Source organism: Spirosoma lacussanchae (genome assembly GCF_005870035.1).
GTDB classification, from domain to species: domain Bacteria; phylum Bacteroidota; class Bacteroidia; order Cytophagales; family Spirosomataceae; genus Spirosoma; species Spirosoma lacussanchae.
On sequence record NZ_SWJG01000011.1, the window covers coordinates 91,522 to 111,112 of the forward strand.

Here is a 19,591-nt window from a genome sequence, read left to right on the forward strand (position 1 = left end):
TTTTTTTCCGTACAGCCCCCGCCCGTTTCGACCCGAAAAGTCAGGGCATCTGGGCGGGGGCTTTCTTTCAAATTTACGAAAAAAAGCCCGTATTTCCGCTAGCGAATGACCATTACAGTACCCCGTTTTACCATCTTTCCGCGGTCCGGAAACGACTCACTTTTGTACGTTACCGTATACGGATAAACCATGGCCGGATACATCGCTCCTTTGTACGTTCCGTCCCATTTCTGCTCCGGGCTGTTGCTCACGAAGATCACTTCTCCCCAGCGGTTATAGACCTTGAACTCGTACTCGATCACGTAGGCCGTGAAGACCTGAAGCTGGTCGTTTACCCCGTCATTGTTGGGCGTGAACGCATCCGGCACGTTGACGCGCGGTTCGCACAGATTCAGCACCCGCGAGGTGCCTACGGCCGTACAGCCCTGCACGTCGGTTACGCGCACGCTGTAGTCGCCGGCGCGACTGACGGTAATGCGCTGGGTCGTATCCGTTAGCGGACTGAGCCAGCGGTACCGCAAGGTCGGTGCTCCGCCTGCCGATAACTGAACAATGCCCTGGTCGCCTTCACATAACGAGGCCTCGCGGGTGAGCGAGAACTGCGGAGGTGGCCGATCGCCGACGCGGACCGAGCTGCGCCCGACGCACCCGTTCTGCGTGTTGCGCACCACGAGGCTGTAAGCGCCCGGCTGGGTAACCGAGATGGTTGGCGAGGTAGCGCCCGTACTCCACTGATACACGTTGCCCGGCACATCGCCCTCGCGCGGGGCCAGCGTAACCGGATTACCCAGACACTTGAGCGTATCGGGACCAAGGCGGGCAAAACCAGTACTGTCGAGCCCCACGGCTATGCTGTCGAGACTGGCTTTACACCCGTTCTGGTCGGTCACCTCTACCTGATAAACGCCCGGCGCAGCCGTGTTGAATACGGCGCTGGTCGATACCGGATTGTTGCTCCGATCCAGCCAGACGTAGGCGGTGGCCGTACCGCCCGTAACCCGCAGACTAATTGTACCGCTGTTAGGCTGGCTACAGAGTGCGTCGCGTACCGTAGGCGAAATAGCCAGCTGATTGATCGGCGACCGAAGGGTAAAGGAGCTGTCGGCCTCACAACCATACACGGTATCGGTGGCCGTTACGGCGTAGTTCCCCTCGGGCAGACCCGTTATGCGGTTGATCGTAGCGGGCAGGGTAGCGCCCGCCCCGCCACTCCAGACGTAGGTATAGCTGCCCACCGGGCTGGCCGTCAGCTCAATGGTGCCGTTGGCTGTAGTACAGGCGGTGGGGCCGGTCAGGGCGGCACGAAGCGTGATCTTTGGTAGTTCGTTGACCTGAATCGTATCGGAATTTTCGCAGCCGATGTTGTCTTTAGCCGTCACGAAGTACGTACCCGCCCGCGACACCTGCGAATTTCGTTCGGTGCTGCCGTTACTCCACTGGAACTGGGTCCAGCGCATCTGTGGCACCGTCAGCGTCACGGCCGATCGATAGCAGAACACGGTGTCGGGCCCCAGATCGAGTGAGGGAACCGGCCGGATCTGCACTTCGATGGTATCGGTTTTAAAACAGCCCCCGTTGGCCGCAATACCCACCACGTCGTAGAAGCCCGGTCGGGTCAGGGTCAGGGTTTTCTGCCTGCCCGCCACGCGCCCGTTTACGAGCCAGACGTACAGTTTAGCCTCCACTTTCAGATCGAGCGTCAGGCCGTTCTTGTTACAGATAGCCGTGTCGGCGCCCAGGTTTATATCAGGTGGCGTTTCAACAATTGTGATGGTATCGGTAATGGTCGTGTCTTTACAGATACCGCGGCCGTTACTGAGCTGGGTAACGATCCGGAGGCTGACCGAATAGTCGCCCGGTTGTCGGTACGTATGGGTTTGCGGCTGCAGGGCCGTGGTCGAAACCGGGGCGCTGCCGTCGCCGAAGTTCCAGGTATACGTTTCTTTCAGCTTCGGACAGTTCGGACTGGCCTGGAAAACGGTTGGTTGGTTGGCACAGGTATCGGCATAGGTAAAGCCCGGCCCGTTTGACGGATCGTTGAAGTTGGCCACCAGGTTGGGCAGGCCCAGCTGACTGGTTTTGCCGCCCAGCGACTGGCCCTCGGGATTGAACCGCAAACTGTCGAGCAGACCGCCGTTCGGGTTTTCGATGGTGCCCAGCGAACTACTGCCCTGGATGGCTACGTAGATCCGACCGTCGGGGCCAATCTGGATGGAACCATACTGCCGGGTGGTGCTGCTGTCTACTACTGTTCGGGATCGGGTCAGCAGCGAGTCGCGCAGGTTAAGGTCATATTTAAGAATGTACGACGAGCCTTTCTGACTACCATCGGCGTTAGTATCCGCCAGCATGGTTACGTACAGGCTTTTGCCGTCGGGCGAGAACTCGACCCCGTAGGCTTTGGGCGGGGCCGGCCCAAGATCGATCGTTCGATCGAAGGTCAGGTTACCCGTCGAGTCGTTGAAGGTGAACAGATCGACAGAGTTTTTGGGCGGACCGGGTACCACAACCGCCATGGGCCGGTTGCCTGCGTTCCCACCGGTCGTATCGGCCGGGCCGATCTTGATGTAGCCTTCGGCGTTGGCGAGCGAGTCGAGCGTTTGTCCGCCGGTAAAGGTTTTTACAGAGGGATTTTCTTCGCGGGTCAGGTGCCGGACTTCGAACTGGTTGGTACCGAAAACGCGGGTAATCACCCAGTAGGTAGAGTCTCGATCATTGCGGACCGAGGCCGATTGCTCGGTGCCTTTACCCGGCTCGGTAACCGGAATGTTTTTCTGAACGACGGCCCCTTTACCGCCATTCTGCCGCATGTCGACAATGCTGTAGGTCAGCTGTTTCTGGCCGCGCACCTCCGAGGTGGTATACACGTAATACAGGTACTCGCAGCCCCGGCAGGTGGGCTTGGGAACGATGAGCGCCGATTGGGTAGAGTTTTTATTACCTCCCAGCGGAATGGGCGTAGCCGTAGCCGACGAGTCGCGCGGGTCCAGCGATTTGAGTGGTTTGCCGTCTTTGCCGTATACGGTTATTCCATCGGTGTAGAACAGCAGTATGCCTTTGGTATTGGCAATGGACGACGAGCCTTCGATGGTGTTGAGAGTGCCGTCTTCGATCGGTTCCGGATTGCCGCCCCCGGCAAAGTCAAGTCCGGCGTTCTGCCCGAAATACCACTTCACCCCCTGCGACTGCGGCCGTTCACCACAGACCGACACATTGATTCGGTCCTGGTACGAGCAGCCCGTATTGGGGTCGATGGCTTCGACGGAATAACAGCCCGAACTATCGACCTGTATGGTCTGGGTCGTGTCGCCTTTGGGGTACCAGAGAAATTTGTAGCCCGAGGGCGGGGGGCCGCTCGCGTACGGGTCGAGGGTAATTCGCTCGCCGATACAGATTGTGGTATCAGTCCGCCAGCTGGCAAAAGGCTGGGGCCGGTTGTTGATGGTGATCAGCCGTTCTACGGTTTGGGTAACCGTGCCGCTGAGCGTTCTTGTCAGAGTAACCGTATAGGTACCAGCGGTCTGGTAGACATGACGGGCAAACGTACTGTTCTGTGTGGTAAGCGTCGTTCCGCCACCGTCGCCAAAATTCCAGACCCGGGTCGTTACACCGGTGCTGATACTATCGGTAAACAGCAGAGAATCGGCCTTACACTCCTGATCGGGAACACAGGCTTTGCCACTCACGCTGAACCCCTGCTGCGCCAGGGCTGTTGTCAGTCCTGCCAGCAGAAACAGCACCAGCCAAAGGCCGGCAAACCGAGTAATCCCATTAGACGTATACATGTATGATCACTGAAAAGCCCGCTCTACTCAAATTCAACCCTCCACATAACAGACAACGGGGGCATTACGTTAGTATAAACGAAGCAGTTGCTCTAAAATTTTATCGCTTGTTGACCGTTAAACGGCAGTGAAACCGACTAATTTTATAGGCTGTTTCCGCCCCTAATACTGGTTTTTCGCTGCTAGCGTTGCAAGTCTAAAAATTGGCCCATTCTTTGCCCGAGTTTATCCATATGAGTAAGAAATACGTACTGATGTTGTGGGCGCTGGCCCTTACCCGGCTGGCCGTTGCGCAGGACCCGCAGTTTACGCAGTTCTATGCGGCCCCGCAGTATCTAAATCCAGCGTTTGCCGGGTCGGCGCTGGCTCCCCGCATCACCGCCAACTACCGGAACCAGTGGCCTGCCATCACGAACTACGTAACCAGCATGGTTGGTGTGGATCACTACATCGACCGCTTCAACAGTGGCGTCGGTTTGCTGATCATGAACGATAATCAGGGCCAGGGCCGCATCCAGTCGACAGAAATTGGTCTGCAATATGCTTACCAGTTTCAGGTTAGTGAGACCTCTTTTGTGCGGTTAGGGTTGCAAGGCTCCTATGTTAACCGGAATATCAACTATTTTGGTTTGACAACCGGCGATCAGTTCACCGACCGGGGGTTCATTACCGGCAGCGTATCGGGCGACCCGACTTTACAGGGTGGGATGCCCCGCAACAAATACGTCGATTTCTCAACGGGCGGGCTCTTCTACTCCGACTGGTTCTGGATTGGCGCTGCGGCTCACCACATTAACCGCCCCGACCAGGGATTTTTTGTTGGCGGTCAGGATCGGCTCCCCATGAAAGGTAGTATTCACGCCGGGCTGCGTATTCCGCTGATGGGCTTTACGGGACTGGCCGACGAGCAGGACCGCGAAATCAGCTTCTCGCCGGTAATCCTTTACAAGTTTCAGGGCAAATATGATCAGCTGGATCTGGGCGCGTACCTGACCTACGCCCCGCTGACAGTCGGTGCCTACTACCGCGGCATCCCGTTCAAGAAGTACAACCAGACCATCAACAACCACGACGCGCTGGCGTTGCTGGCTGGCTACCGCATGGACCAGTTTTCCATTGGCTACAGCTACGACGTGACCGTGTCGACGCTCGGTAATAGCGGAGGCTCGCACGAACTGTCGCTGTCGTACATCTTCGAGAAACCCGAAGGCCGACGCGCTGGCGTACGGAAACGCAGCAAGAAACTGCCCTGCCCCAAATTCTGACGGGGTAGATTCCCTCTTACAGGTTCTTGACAACTAATTGCGCTGTGTAGCGGCTTTTTTGCTCCAGCAGCAGCTTCTTATCGACCAGTACGCGGTCGATGGTGGGCTGGTCGTAGTGTCGGATCGTGATCAGTTCCAGCCCCTCGTTGTAAGTTACCCGGAAATCCTGCCGCAGCGCCGTCAGTAAGGCTGGCAGCCGGTCGGGATTGTTATCAACCACCACCGAGAAGCTGATGGCTGTGTTCTGCATCAGGTTTATTTTTACCCCTACCTGCGCAAACCGCCCGAATATCCGGCTCAGGTTATCTTCGGCGATAAACGAGAAATCGTTGGGGTGGAGCGAAATCAGTACCTGATTTACCTTAAAAATAAACGACGGGGTTGTGAGTCGCTGCTCTACGTTGCCGATCATCGTACCCGGCGCTTCGGGCTGTACAAACGATCGTACGTACAACGGAATCCCTTTGTTCTGCAGCGGCTTCATCGTTTTAGGGTGGATAACCGTGGCGCCGTAATACGCCAGCTCAATAGCATCCTGGTAGGTTAGCTTCTCGAGTAGCACCGTCTCATCAAAATATTTGGGATCAGCGTTGAGTACGCCCGGTACGTCTTTCCAGATCGTTACGCTTTCGGCGTCGAGGCAGTAGGCAAAAATAGCCGCTGTGTAGTCAGATCCTTCCCGACCGAGCGTCGTTGTCCGGTAGCCGGTCGCGCCGGGCAAGCCCGTCTGGCCAATGAATCCCTGGGTGATGGTTGTCACCGGACCCGTTACGGTTTTCACTATACGTTGTTGGGTGGCATCCCAATCTACCCGTCCCTCACGGAAGGTAGCGTCCGTACGAACCACCTCACGTGCATCGACCCACCGAACCGGCAATCCGATATGGCTCAAGTATGCCGCTACCAGCTGTGTCGAAAGCACCTCCCCTATTGATACGATCTGATCATAGGTCTCATCATACCGGGCCGATGGCGACCGGCGGAGGTAGTCCGACAGCGCACTAAGCGTCTGGTGAACAGCCGAAAAATCGCCCCCCGCCAGCTCATCCATGATCGACTCGTGGTAGGTTTGCAGGGTTTGCAGCTGCCGCTGCAGCTCGTCGGCCTGCCGGTTCATATAGGCCCGCACCACCGCTTCGAGCGCATCGGTTGTTTTACCCATGGCCGAAATAACCACAACGGCACCCTGACCCTGGGTCTGAACAATATTGGCCAGATTACGCACGCCGGCCGCGTCTTTTACCGACGCGCCCCCAAACTTGAAAACTTTCATAGATCTATAAACAACACAAACACGGGCCGAACCCATGAGACGGATTAGCACGGCTGTGGTTTCCGTACCAATCGGTCTGACCGGTTCAACCCGTGTTGTCGATCCTAATTTTTATACGACGACTGGCCGACCTGTAAACAGCAGCTCACGAACGGCCTCGGCAATACCGGCCGGGTCGAAGCCGCATTCGCGGTGTAGTTCAATCTGCTCGCCGTGTTCGATAACCGCGTCGGGGATACCCAACCGCTTCACACGGGCCATGTAGCCATGCTCGGCCATAAACTCCAGTACCGCACTGCCAAACCCACCCATGACGCAGCCATCCTCGACGGTAACGATCCGATCGAAGCGGTTGAAGATCTGGTGGAGCAGCTCTTCATCGAGGGGTTTTACATAACGCATGTCGAAATGCGCCGGTCTGACGCCTTCTTTAGCCAGCAGCTGCGTGGCCTGAATGGCGTAGTTTCCGATATGCCCGATGGTCAGTATGGCCACATCATCGCCGTCCTGAATCATCTGGCCTTTGCCAACCTCCTGCTTCTCGAACGGTGTGCGCCAGTCGGGCATAACGCCTTCGCCCCGTGGGTACCGGATCGTAAACGCCTGTTTACCCTGCTGAACCTCGTCCGATGCCGCTGTGAACATCATGTTCCGCAGCTCCTGCTCGTTCATGGGCGCGGCCACGATCATATTGGGAATACAGCGCATGTAGGCCAGGTCGTAGGCACCGTGGTGCGTTGGACCATCGGCACCGGCAAACCCAGCGCGGTCGAGGCAAAAGACAACCGGCAGCTCCTGAATACAAACGTCATGGATGACCTGATCGTAGGCCCGCTGCATGAAGGTCGAGTAAATGTTACAAAATACCACTTCGCCCTGCGTCGCCATACCGGCCGAGAACGTAACGGCATGCTGCTCGGCGATACCCACGTCGAACGCCCGATCGGGCATGGCCTTCATCATGATATTCATCGACGAACCCGAGGGCATGGCTGGCGTAACGCCCACGACGCGCGGGTTCTGCTGAGCCAGCTCGACCAGGGTATGGCCAAACACGTCCTGATACTTGGGCGGCTGGGGCGTATCGTATACTTTTTTCTGGATCACCCCCGTCACCTTGTCGAACAGACCGGGCGCGTGCCACTTGGTCTGGTCTTTCTCGGCAGGGGCGTAGCCTTTTCCCTTCACCGTCAGTACGTGCAGCAGTTTAGGACCCGGTATGTGTTTCAGATCATCGAGCACACTGACCAGATGGTCGATATCGTGTCCGTCAATCGGGCCAAAATAGCGGAGGTGGAGCGACTCGAACAGATTACTCTGCTCCAGCAGCGAACTTTTGATGCCCGACTGCACCTGCGACACCAGCTCCTGAGCTGTTTTGCCGAGCTTGTCCATTTTGCCCAGCAGGTTCCAGATCTCGTCTTTAACCTTGTTATAGGTCTGCGATGTGGTAATGTCGGTCAGGTACTCCCGAAGCGCCCCCACGTTGGGGTCTATGCTCATGCAATTGTCGTTGAGGACAATGAGCAGATTGCTGTCGGTAGCGCCAGCGTGGTTCATGCCCTCGAAAGCCTCGCCCGCGGTCAGGGCGCCATCGCCGATGACCGCAATGTGGCTCCGTTCGGTATTTCCCTGAAGCTGCGACGCCACCGCCATACCGAGCGCTGCCGAGATGGAGGTTGAGGAGTGGCCAACGCCAAACGCGTCGTACGCACTCTCTTTTCGCTTGGGAAAGCCCGACAAACCTTTGTAGAACCGCTGGGTATGGAAGCGATCCCGCCGACCGGTCAGGATTTTGTGTCCGTAGGCCTGGTGACCTACGTCCCAGATCAGCTGGTCGTCGGGCGTATTGAAGACGTAATGCAGGGCGACAGTCAGCTCAACCACGCCCAGGCTGGCTCCGAAATGGCCACCATAGACCGACACATCGTCGATAATGAATTGGCGGAGTTCATCGGCAAGTTGCGGGAGCTGGGTCTTGCTGAGCTTGCGGAGATCATCAGGCGTGTTAACGGTGGCTAACAGGGGGCCGGGGGTAATCAGCATAGTAGGTAGCAGAAAAACGTCTGTCTCACAACAACAAACGTACAAAGTACAATGTTTCCTTCGGCTGTTTGCTCATCCACTGGGGGTGCGAAAGTACGACTAAATTTGCCAATTATGAAAAATCGAAGCCGGACCGTCTGCATACATACGTAGTGAACGGGGGCTTCGATTCTTGGAGGTACTAGTAGCCGGGTATAAGAAACACCGATACAAAGCGGTCGCTTAATTGCGCTGGCTGGCCCGGAAGAGCTTTTGTTTTTCTTCCCGGGTCAGGCTTTCGTAACCCGAGCGCGATATTTTGTCCAGAATAGTATCTACTTCATCCTGATCGGGGGTAGACAGGGTCGATGACGAAGTGCCGGCAGCCGCGTAGGTGCTGGCCTGGGTATTGGCGTTGCTCCGCTGGCGGTACGACACTTTTACGGCTGGCTTCGGCTTCAGGAGGTTGCTCCAGCCATCGGCAATCCAGTAAATCGGTCGCCCGAGGTCGGTTCCGTTCTGCAGCATCTTCACATACATGAAGCCCATCAGTGCTCCACCGAGGTGAGCCAGGTTACCACCAGCGTTGGACCCCGCCGACTGGGCTACTGACAGGATGATGAAGAAAAAGACGATGTATTTGATCCGGACGGGACCGAAGAAAAGCAGATGAAACGTGTAGTTCGGCAGCAGCGTGGCAGCCCCTACCGCCACCGAGAACGCAGCAGCCGATGCCCCCAGCATGCGAGCCGTATCGGACTGGTTCTGAAAATAGGGCACCGTATTGTACATCAACAGATAAAGCAGACCACCGGCAATACCGCCCATAAAGTACAGCCCAATCAGCCGACGGTTACCCAGATATTCGTCGATGAGCCGGCCAAACCAGTACAAAAACAGCATGTTGTACAGGATATGAAAGATTTCGTCATGAGCGAAGAAATAGGTGAACAGCGTCCAGGGTTTATGCAGGAACGCATTGATCTCACCCGGAATCATGATCTGCTCCCGAACCAGATAATAGAACGGCAGCCGGTCTGCCATAGTCAAACCAACTTTCGACAACAGCAGTACCAGAAATACGACAGTATTGACCAATATCAATTGCACCAACGTGTTGTTGGGCTTATTGAATTCGCTCCGAAAATCATCTAACAACCCGCTCATCACTAATAAAACGTTTTTCGTTGTGAACCCCAGTATTTCACCAGTATAAATGCAAATAGCATACCACCAATATGGGCGAAGTGCGCTACGTTGTCACTTTGTGCCCGATATAAACCCGAATAGACCTCAATAGCCCCGTAAAAGATAACGAGGTATTTGGCTTTGATCGGTATAGGTGGAAACAATAAAAATAGCTGAGTGTTCGGAAACAACAGCCCAAATCCCATGATTACACCAAATATTGCACCCGACGCCCCAACCATTGGCTGGTCGACCTGTTCCTGATACAACCGATTGACAATCTGAAGGCTACCGTCTATCAGCTGCGGGTTTGTCGGCTGCTGCTCGAAGCGATCGATAAACGCGGCTGCCTGGTCGTAGAACGACTGCGCCTGGGTGTCAACGAACGCAATAAAACCCGCGGGTGTCGGATTGGCCCGGTAGTCCCGAACCGACTCATATACGTCGCGAATTTCGAAATAGTTTATGCCGGAAAATAAAAGAGCCGCGCCGATGCCGCAGAAAAAATAAAAAAACGTAAATCGGCGCGCCCCCCAGTATCGTTCCAGCATCGGTCCAAACACGATCAGACCAATCATATTACTCAAAATGTGATTGAACCCGCCATGCAGGAACATGTGCGTGAGCAACTGAATGGGATTGAATCGGTCCGACAGGAACGAGTGTAATCCAAACTGACTAATAATGGCATCGTTCGTGACGATGAAAACCAGTACATTAAGAATCAGTAAAGCACGAACAACCGGCGTAAGAGCAAACATCGTATAGGGACAATTTACTCAAAGTAACCCATTTCTCATCGAAAAAGTCCCGCAATCTTATCCAACGTCAGCACTACCGTAACCGGCTCGCCGGTTGGTGTATAGCTCGGATTCGTTGACGCAAATAGTTGGTCTATCAGCGCTTTGCGTTCGGTTACACTGAGTCGTGATACATGCCGCTGCGACGACCGTCGGGCCAGCGACCGGGCCATGGACTCGACGCGGTCCAGCTTGAGCCGCCCTGTATCGACCCGGATCTGGGCCAATAGGTTGGCAAACAATTCTTCTTCATTTTCGCCGGTTGTCAGGGCCGGTACGCCCCGGATCACCAGCGTGTTCTGTCCCAGCTCGTCAAACTCGAAGCCGAGGCTCATCAGGTCGTCGCGCAGGTCGAGCGCCAGCTGGCAGTCGACGGGCGACAGGGTAACGGTTTTCGGAAACAGCAGCTGCTGCGACGACCCGCTCCGTTTGGTCAGCGCCGAATGAAACTGATCGTACAGAATACGCTCGTAGGCCCGCCGTTGGTCAATCAGCACCATGCCTGACTTGACCGGAGCCAGCAGATACCGATTCTGAAGCTGCATGATGTTATCGCCCTCCACACCGACCGGCACCGCCGATTCATCGGTCTCGACGGGCACCTGGAGCTGGTTGGCGCGGCTACTCAGCGTAACGGGCTGCTCGGCCGGTGGCGTCTGGGCAGGGCCCAGCCAGTCGCCGGTGGGTTCGGGTGTCGACTCGGTCCGGGCAGGCGTGTTGGTGCCAGCAACACCTTCGTACAGCACCTGCCAGTTGTTGACCGACGGACGGGTACTGGCCGAGCTACGGGGCATGTCGAAGCTACTGCCAGCCGCCCGGTCGAGCGATTCGTTGCGGAGCGATGGACGCTCGGCAGCCGGGGTCGAAACAGGCCGGGAACCCGCCTTGTCGGTTGCCCAGGCCGGCGTAATCGGTTTGGGCAGTGAACCGCTGTCGGGGGTTTTACTGGCTGGCCCGGCCGGAGCGTTGCCCGGACGGGTGCCCGACAGAAAGTTAACGTCAGAGTCGAAATCGAGCGAGGGCGACAGGTTATACAACCCGACCGCTTTCCGAACGGCCGCCATCATAATGGCATAAACCGACCGCTCATCGTCGAACTTGATTTCGGTTTTGGTCGGGTGAATGTTGATATCGATATGCGACGGGTCTATCTCGATGAACAGGACGTAGAACGGATGGCTTCCCTCGGGCAGGGTTCCCTCATAGGCCCCCACTACCGCGTGGTGCAGGTAGTTGTGCTTGATGTAGCGGTTGTTGACGAAGAAAAACTGCTCGTTGCGCGCTTTCTTGGCCGACTCCGGTTTCCCGATATACCCGTGTACAGTGACGTAGGGTGTTTTTTCCTCGCAAAAGTTGAGCTGCTCGCGGTAGTTCTTGCCAAACATGTCGACAATACGCCGACTCAGCTTACCGGCGGGCAGGTTATAGATTTCCTGATCGTTATGGAAGAGCGAGAACGCCACTTCCGGATTGGCCAGCGCCACCCGCTGAAACTCATCGAGGATATGGCGCATTTCGACCGAGTTCGACTTCAGAAAATTACGGCGGGCGGGTACGTTAAAAAACAGGTTTTTGATGAGCAGGTTCGTGCCGGGCAGGCACGAGATCGACTCCTGTGCTTTTATATCCGAGCCTTCTATACGAATCAGGGTACCGAGTTCGTCGTCGGCCCGGCGCGTCCGCATCTCGACCTGCGCTACGGCCGCAATAGACGCCAGCGCTTCGCCCCGAAAACCCATAGTCCGAATCCGGAACAGATCATCCGACGTGCGAATCTTGGAGGTAGCGTGCCGCTCGAAGCTCATGCGGGCATCGGTCTCGGTCATGCCCAGGCCGTCGTCAACAATCTGAATCAGGTTACGACCGGCTTCCCGAATAATGACCTGAATGGATTTTGCCTTGGCATCGACCGAGTTCTCCAGCAGTTCTTTCACGACCGAGGCCGGCCGCTGCACCACTTCACCAGCCGCAATCTGGTTGGCAATCGAGTCGGGCAGTAGCTGAATGACGTTATGCATGATGAAGAAGATGACGTTGGCCAGACCGGCCCGGATACAGTTCCGTAGATCGACGATCTACACGGGAAACAGGTTAGCCGAGCGTATAATTCAACTAAAATATAGAATAATTGATTAGCAAAAAGCCGCAAGCCCGAACCAGAACTGGTTTCGTACTTGCGGCCTGCTAAGCCATGCGCAACTGCTGTTAGACTTTGATTTCTACGTCAACGCCACTGGGCAGTTCTAGTTTCATCAGGGCATCAACGGTTTTAGCGCTGCTGCTGTAGATATCGACCAGCCGTTTGTAGGTGCAAAGCTGGAACTGCTCCCGCGCTTTCTTGTTTACGTGGGGCGACCGCAGTACGGTATAAATTTCTTTATCGGTAGGCAGGGGGATGGGCCCGCTCACGATAGCACCCGTTGATTTGACCGCTTTTACGATCTTCTCGGCTGACTTGTCGACCAGCATGTGATCGAACGACTTCAGCTTAATGCGAATTTTCTGGCTCATTCTGTTGTGGTTCGTTAGATGATAACACCCGCCGAAAGAACCATTTACTCCGGTCGGGTGGCTAAATGCGGGTGCAAAGGTACGAAAAATCTGTACGACAAGAAACAGCCGCTCACAGAATCAGCGAGTTCCTGCAAAATTTTTGCCTGTATCTCAATCAATCTACCCGTCCGCGGAGCCGCCCGTTTTCGGTTTGTGCGCGTTGGTTAAGCCGGGCTGGGCGTGGCCGGATAAAAAAAGGCGCCTGACTAGTCAGGCGCCTTTCTGGTAATCCTATCAATCAAGGTCACATGACCTGTATTATTACTTACCCGTTCCTTTCTCTTTCGCTACAACAGCGTCTGAGATGTTCTGTGGTACCACTTCGTAGTGCGAGAACGTCAGGTTAGCCGTAGCCCGACCCGACGACATGGTGCGCAGATCCGTTACGTAACCGAACAGTTCTGACAGCGGTACGTCGGCCTTGATCACCTGCGATCCGGCTTTGCTATCCATCCCTTTCATCACACCCCGGCGACGGTTCAGGTCACCCGTGATTGGACCGGTATATTCTTCCGGCGTCAGTACTTCAACGGCCATGATCGGTTCGAGCAGTTTCGGACCAGCCTGACGGGCGGCTTCGCGGAATCCCAGCCGAGCCGCCATCTCGAACGACAGCGAGTCGGAGTCAACGTCGTGGTACGAACCGTGGAACAACCGAACTTTCATGCTCTCGAGCGGGAAGCCAGCCAGCGGACCGTTCTTCAGCGACTCGTCAAAGCCTTTCTGAACAGCCGGGATGAATTCGCGGGGAATCACACCACCGACGATTGCATTGTCGAACTGCAGACCAACCGGCGTAACACCATTCTCGTCGGCATCGCGGGGTCCGAGTTCAAACACGATGTCGGCAAATTTACCCCGACCACCCGTTTGCTTCTTGTAAACCTCGCGGTGTTCAACGTTTTTGGTCAGCTTCTCTTTGTAAGCTACCTGCGGAGCACCCTGGTTCACTTCTACCTTGAACTCACGACGCATCCGGTCGATGATGATCTCCAGGTGAAGCTCACCCATACCCCGGATAATGGTCTGGCCGGTTTCTTCGTTCGATTCAACCTTCAGGGTTGGATCTTCTTCGATCAGTTTACCGATGGCTTTCGAGAAGTTATCCTGGTCGGCCGTTTTCTTCGGCTCGATGGCGTAACCGATAACCGGGTCGGGGAATACCATCGACTCCAGTACGATTGGGTTTTTCTCGTCCGACAGGGTATCGCCGGTTTTGATATCTTTAAAACCTACTACGGCACCGATGTCGCCAGCCTCCAGACGATCGATCTGGTTTTGCTTGTTGGCGTGCATCTGGAAAATCCGCGAGATACGCTCTTTGTTACCCGAGCGGTTGTTCAGGATATACGAGCCCGACTCCAGTACGCCCGAGTACGAACGAACGAAGCACAGACGACCTACGTAGGGGTCAGTAGCAATCTTGAACGCCAGGGCCGAGAACGGCTCCGACGACGACGGCTTGCGGGAAATTTCTTCGCCCGTGTCGGGGTTGGTTCCTTTGATGCTCTCTTTGTCCAACGGCGACGGCAGCAGGGCCATCACGTAGTCGAGCATCGTTTGTACGCCTTTGTTTTTGAACGACGATCCGCACAGCATCGGCACGATTTTCATGGCGATGGTTGCTTTCCGCAGAGCCGTCAGAATTTCGTCTTCCGAGATCGACTCCGGGTCCTCGAAGTATTTCTCCATCAGCGAGTCGTCGAATTCAGCAACGGCTTCGAGCAGTTTCTCGCGCCATTCGGTCGCTTCGTCGAGCATATCGGCCGGGATCGGTACTTCGGTGAAAGTCATTCCCTTGTCCGACTCGTTCCAGACGATACCCCGGAAGTTAACCAGGTCAACAACGCCTTTGAAGTTATCTTCTTCGCCGATGGGCAGCTGAAGCGGTACGGCATACGAACCGAGCATTTCCTTCACCTGCTTGCAGACGTTGAGGAAGTCGGCACCGGACCGGTCCATTTTGTTTACGAAGCCCAGACGAGCTACGTTGTAGTTGTTAGCCAGACGCCAGTTGGTTTCTGACTGGGGTTCAACGCCGTCAACAGCGCTGAAGAGGAACACCAGACCATCGAGTACGCGCAGCGAGCGGTTCACTTCAACCGTGAAGTCAACGTGGCCCGGGGTGTCGATGATGTTGATGTGGTACTTTTGATCCCGGTAGGTCCAGTCAACCGTGGTAGCGGCCGAGGTGATCGTAATCCCCCGCTCCTGCTCCTGCTCCATCCAGTCCATGGTAGCAGCCCCGTCGTGAACCTCGCCAATTTTGTGGCTTACCCCGGCGTAATAAAGAATCCGTTCGGTTGTGGTCGTCTTACCCGCATCAATGTGGGCAGCGATACCGATGTTTCTCGTGAACGTTAAATCGCGAGCCATTAGCTTGTTTTATACAGAAAGTTATGTAATTCAATAACAGCCAAAGGGCACCGGTAAGTTCTACCAAACGGCACCTCTTCAAATCAGGTCGCAAAATTACTGAAAGTCAACCGGAAAACCAATGTACATTCTGTTTTTGTCAGTCGCACGAACCCAAACCAGCCCGATTTTAGCCCCAGCCGGGTTACTCGGCGCATCCAGGCCGGAAAAACCAGTTAGTTAAATCCAGATTAAATCTATAAATCTAGGTGAATTTACATCGATCCCCCTGAACTATTTATCGGGCCTTTTCGTCAACTTTGCGATACGATTTCGACCCGAAATCGCTACCGTAACCTGACCAATGAAGAATCCCTACCTGTCCCTGCTCCGCACGGCCTGGCAGTATGCCCGACAGGAAAAAAAACAGTACGTACTGGTCTACGTCCTGTTCGTACTGGCCAACGTGGTCGGCGCTTTACACCCGTTACTCTTTGGGTGGTTTGTTGATGCCATTCAGCAGCAGGGCGCGCTGGTACCGGAAATTGCCGGCTGGTATGCCGGGGCGTTTCTGGCTCTTAAAGTACTTGAATGGGCGTTTCATGGCCCGGCCCGGATTCTGGAACGGCGGCTGGCGTTTAACCTGAGCCGGAACTTCCTGCACGAACTGTACCACCAGACGCTGCACCTGCCCGTAAGCTGGCACAAAGATCACCATAGCGGGGCTACCATCAACCGGATCAACAAAGCCTATAACGCGCTGAAGTCGTTTTTCCAGAGCGGGTTCACCTACCTCCATGCCCTATCGAAATTTGTTTTCTCGTTCGGGGCCATGCTGTACTTTTCGCCCCTCTTCGGGCTGATCGGGGTGGCGCTGGGCGCGCTGACAGTGTATGTCATCCTGCGCTTCGACCGGCCCTTTATCCAGGCGCTGGACGAAACCAACGAACGTGAGCACGAGGCTTCCTCTACCCTGTTCGATAACCTGTCCAATATCATGACGGTTATCACCCTGCGGCTGGAAAAGCGGATCGAGCTGAGCTTTTCGGGTAAAGTGGCGGCTGTTTTTCCGCCGTTCATGCGGCAGGTAAAAATCAACGAATGGAAATGGTTCGTGGCCAGTATGCTCGTGGCGCTGATCTACGTGGTGGTGGCTGCGGGTTTCGTATACCAGCATTACGTACCGGGCGAGGTTTTTCTGATTGGGGGACTGGTTACGCTGCTGGGCTACGTGAACCAGTTCACGAGCGTTTTCAACGACGTGGCCTATCAGTACACCCAGATTGTACAGTACAACACCGACGTTCAGACGGCGCGGGGCATCGGCGAAGCCTACCAGCAGCATGAGGATAAAATCCGGCATATTCCCCTGCCCGACCACTGGCAAACGCTTACTCTCTCGAATCTGAATTTTTCGCACCCGTCAACGTCGGTCAGCCAGCGGAAGAGCCCGGCCCTTCGCTCGGTAACCATCCGGCTCGAGCGGGGTAAACGGGTAGCGCTGATTGGCGAAAGCGGGTCGGGAAAGAGTACACTGCTGACCTTGCTGCGGGGATTGTATGCGCCAGAGCCGGGGGCGGTGGTTCAGGCCGACGGGCAGGACGTTCAGGGGCTAAACGCCATCGCCGATACCGTCACGCTGTTTCCGCAGGAGCCCGAAATTTTCGAGAACACCATCGGGTATAACATTACGCTGGGCTTGCCTTTTGCCGACGATGAGGTGATGCAGGTTTGCAGAACCTCCCACTTTGCCGACATCGTGGCGCATCTGCCGCAGGGGTTGGAGACAAGTATTCAGGAAAAAGGGTTAAACCTGTCGGGGGGGCAACGGCAACGGCTGGCGCTGGCCCGCGGGGTACTGGCCGCCCGCAGCAGCGATATTATCCTGCTCGACGAGCCCACGAGCAGCGTAGACCCGAAAACCGAATTTCAGATCTACCATAGTATGCTGAGCGAATTTCGGCAGAAAGTGGTCGTATCTACGCTGCACCGCCTGCATCTGCTCCCTATGTTCGACTACATTTATATACTCCGCGACGGTAAGGTTGTAGACGAGGGCACGTTCGTTCACCTGCGTCAGCACAGCGCTATTTTCGGCGAGATGTGGGCCCACCAAAAAGATGTGATGGAACGGCCGGTGCTGGCGTAAACGCAGAGAAGGGTATAGTTGAGACGGCTTTCTGTTACTACGTTCTTTCTCATCCGCAGGCGTTTTCCTATTTCATTCTATAGATCTGGCAATTGCTCCAGCGGGGGCTCGAAAGCCGATAGGTTCAATTAAATGATAACCTAAAGTCCAAAGGGCTTTGATTTGTTTTTGCTTTGAACAACTTACTAAAACTTTGCGAATGTTCGAACCCTAGTTCGTAAGCGATTTCGCTGACTGTCAAATCAGTCATAGATAATTTTTCCTTTGCTTTTTCGATCAGTTTGTCGTGAATGAGTTGTTGAGTGCTTTTCCCTGTTAGCGTTTTTAGTAGCCCTCGCAGATAGCTTGGAGAGATAGTTAAGGCTTCGGAAATATATTGAACAGTTGGCAGGCCTTTTGTTGATAAATCTCCGTTATCAAAATAATCGGTTAGAAGCTTTTCTAATTTGGAAAGAATTTGGTGGTTATTAATTTTTCGGGTAATGAACTGACGTTGGTAAAACCGCTCAGCATAGTTCAGAAATGTCTCCAGATGTGACATAATAATATCCTGGCTAAACCGGTCGAGGTTTGCCTGGTACTCAGTTCTGATATTTTTAACAATGTCGTTTATGATTACTTTTTCCTTATCCGACAGAAACAGCGCTTCGCTGATCGAATAATCAAAGAATTCATATTTCCTGATTTTGTTAGCCAGTGAGGTACCCCAAAAGAAGTCAGGATGTACCAGCATAACCCATCCCGAAAGATCATCCTCAGGACTGGCACCCGCCCCCTTCAGTATTTGATTGGGCGCAATAAAATAGAGCATTCCCTCATCAAAATCATAGGTTTGCTGGCCGTAGTACAGTTTATTGATAAATCCCTTTTTCAGAGAAATGTAATAAAAATCAAAAACCAATCCCTGGTCCATACTAACATCATTCGTTGTAGAAGACTGAAGCAAGGAGTAATCTACAATGCTTATTAATGGATGCTCTGGTGCGGGTAAGCCGATCAGTTGATGCGCTTGTGATATGGTTTTGATTCGTATTGGTTTTTTGGGGGTCATAGCAAACGGCTGTCTTACTGTTTGAACGGATATTTTAGCCAGATCATAATCAACGGCATGACCAGAAACGGAGTTTCCATGAATGCCATTTTGTAGTTTCCGGCGCGTAATGCCAACGCCATGATGAGGACAATAGACATGGCATTGAGCACATTACCGTAGAAGAATGTGCGGGGTATCAGTAACAGGACACCAACCAAAATAGTCAACCCGCCAAAAACGGGTACTGCCGATTCACTGATCCCTAATTCCTGCATGGTTTTAAGGGATTGAGGATTGTTTTTATAGGAAAATGTGTCCCAGCCGTGTTTGAAACTGAGGCCTGCCGAAACTAACAGTAACACCAGAGAAAGGATGTTCTTGATCATGCCAGACTGTGTTTAAATTTTACAAATTCTCGGTGTCCGAATTTCAATAATACGTTAGGAAATAGCCTGCTCGCCAACTTCAACACCCCAACGAGGGCAGGCTTCAGTTCAGGCTTATCGTTTAAAAGCCCTTTTATAGCAGCGGATACCATTTTGTCGGCGTCCATCATCATACCGGAATCTGGTTTTACCGCCCAATCGTTCTGTAAATTGGTCTTAACACCGGGTGGAATCATGTCAAATACTTTAACATGGGTATCTTCCAGTTGCAGTCTTAGGGCTTGCGTATACGCGCGAACACCGGCTTTCGCAGCACTGTAAATTGGGGCCGACGAGTAAGACATGAACGCAATAGCCGACGAAACATTAATAATGGCTGCTGATGGCTGTTTGAGCAAATGCGGTAAAAACCGATGTACCATCTGAAGGGTCCCCGTCAGGTTGGTGGCCACTTCCTGGTTGATGTTCTCCAGATCCAGCGTACTGTCCTGTAAATCGATCAGTCGCATCAGACCCGCGTTGTTAATCAGGATGTTCAGGTAAGGAAACTGACGGGTAACCTCCTGGTAAAGCTGCTCAATGTCTTTCGGGTTGCTCACGTCGCTTTGGAACGTGTGGACCCGAGGAAACTGTTTTTTTGTTTCTTGCAGGGCATCGAGCTTGCGGCCTGTCACAATAATATTGGCTCCCTGTTCAGTGAGCTGTTTTACTAACTCCAGGCCTATTCCGCTGGTACCTCCCGTAATCAGGACGGTGCTGTTTTGTAATTGCATGGTTGT

Annotated in this window: 13 protein-coding genes; 2 read left to right on the plus strand and 11 right to left on the minus strand. The window is 54.2% G+C overall.

What is annotated here, in order from left to right; translation table 11 throughout:
* Nucleotides 1–98: 98 nt before the first annotated feature.
* Nucleotides 99–3,785: a PKD domain-containing protein gene (locus tag FBR45_RS24320; protein WP_246082369.1), complete on the minus strand. Its 3,687-nt coding sequence runs from the start codon at nucleotides 3,783–3,785 to the stop codon at nucleotides 99–101.
* A 233-nt stretch (nucleotides 3,786–4,018) separates the two neighbouring features.
* Here FBR45_RS24320 and FBR45_RS24325 point away from each other — a divergent pair, with 233 nt between their 5' ends.
* A complete protein-coding gene (locus tag FBR45_RS24325; RefSeq protein ID WP_138507085.1) occupies nucleotides 4,019–5,050 on the plus strand; it encodes a PorP/SprF family type IX secretion system membrane protein in 1,032 nt (343 codons plus the stop codon).
* A 16-nt stretch (nucleotides 5,051–5,066) separates the two neighbouring features.
* On the opposite strand, the gene FBR45_RS24330 is transcribed toward FBR45_RS24325, so the two are convergent.
* The 7 genes from FBR45_RS24330 to fusA form a co-directional block, all read right to left on the minus strand.
* Entirely contained in the window at nucleotides 5,067–6,323 is a 1,257-nt protein-coding gene (locus FBR45_RS24330; protein WP_138507086.1) for an aspartate kinase, read from the minus strand.
* A gap of 111 nt (nucleotides 6,324–6,434) precedes the next feature.
* A complete protein-coding gene (dxs, locus tag FBR45_RS24335; protein ID WP_138507087.1) occupies nucleotides 6,435–8,369 on the minus strand; it encodes a 1-deoxy-D-xylulose-5-phosphate synthase in 1,935 nt (644 codons plus the stop codon).
* 222 nt (nucleotides 8,370–8,591) lie between these two features.
* Nucleotides 8,592–9,515 carry a rhomboid family intramembrane serine protease gene (locus tag FBR45_RS24340; RefSeq protein ID WP_077922217.1) on the minus strand — a complete coding sequence of 308 codons (924 nt, stop codon included), beginning with the start codon at nucleotides 9,513–9,515 and terminating at the stop codon, nucleotides 8,592–8,594.
* A 2-nt stretch (nucleotides 9,516–9,517) separates the two neighbouring features.
* Nucleotides 9,518–10,297 carry a rhomboid family intramembrane serine protease gene (locus FBR45_RS24345; RefSeq protein ID WP_138507088.1) on the minus strand — a complete coding sequence of 260 codons (780 nt, stop codon included), beginning with the start codon at nucleotides 10,295–10,297 and terminating at the stop codon, nucleotides 9,518–9,520.
* 35 nt (nucleotides 10,298–10,332) lie between these two features.
* Nucleotides 10,333–12,354 (minus strand): DNA mismatch repair endonuclease MutL, encoded by a 2,022-nt coding sequence (gene mutL, locus FBR45_RS24350; RefSeq protein ID WP_138507089.1) that lies wholly within the window; start codon nucleotides 12,352–12,354, stop codon nucleotides 10,333–10,335.
* A 187-nt stretch (nucleotides 12,355–12,541) separates the two neighbouring features.
* The gene (gene rpsJ, locus FBR45_RS24355; protein ID WP_077922220.1) at nucleotides 12,542–12,847 is read right to left on the minus strand and encodes a 30S ribosomal protein S10; all 306 of its coding nucleotides are present in this window, start codon (nucleotides 12,845–12,847) and stop codon (nucleotides 12,542–12,544) included.
* Between the two features lie 303 nt (nucleotides 12,848–13,150).
* Nucleotides 13,151–15,265: an elongation factor G gene (gene fusA, locus FBR45_RS24360; protein WP_138507090.1), complete on the minus strand. Its 2,115-nt coding sequence runs from the start codon at nucleotides 15,263–15,265 to the stop codon at nucleotides 13,151–13,153.
* 343 nt (nucleotides 15,266–15,608) lie between these two features.
* Between fusA and FBR45_RS24365 the strand changes: the two genes are divergently transcribed.
* Complete coding sequence (locus FBR45_RS24365) at nucleotides 15,609–17,393, plus strand: ABC transporter ATP-binding protein (RefSeq protein WP_138507091.1); 1,785 nt, start codon at nucleotides 15,609–15,611, stop codon at nucleotides 17,391–17,393.
* A 124-nt stretch (nucleotides 17,394–17,517) separates the two neighbouring features.
* Here the strand turns inward: FBR45_RS24365 and FBR45_RS24370 are convergent, their stop codons facing one another.
* Genes FBR45_RS24370 through FBR45_RS24380 form a run of 3 tightly spaced genes read right to left on the minus strand, consistent with a single transcriptional unit; the run spans nucleotide 17,518 to nucleotide 19,585 of the window.
* Nucleotides 17,518–18,444: a helix-turn-helix domain-containing protein gene (locus FBR45_RS24370; protein WP_138507092.1), complete on the minus strand. Its 927-nt coding sequence runs from the start codon at nucleotides 18,442–18,444 to the stop codon at nucleotides 17,518–17,520.
* Nucleotides 18,445–18,458: 14 nt separating this feature from the next.
* Complete coding sequence (locus FBR45_RS24375) at nucleotides 18,459–18,812, minus strand: hypothetical protein (RefSeq protein ID WP_138507093.1); 354 nt, start codon at nucleotides 18,810–18,812, stop codon at nucleotides 18,459–18,461.
* Nucleotides 18,809–19,585 (minus strand): SDR family oxidoreductase, encoded by a 777-nt coding sequence (locus FBR45_RS24380; protein ID WP_138507094.1) that lies wholly within the window; start codon nucleotides 19,583–19,585, stop codon nucleotides 18,809–18,811. The genes FBR45_RS24375 and FBR45_RS24380 overlap by 4 nt, the downstream gene beginning before the upstream one ends.
* Nucleotides 19,586–19,591 lie beyond the last annotated feature (6 nt).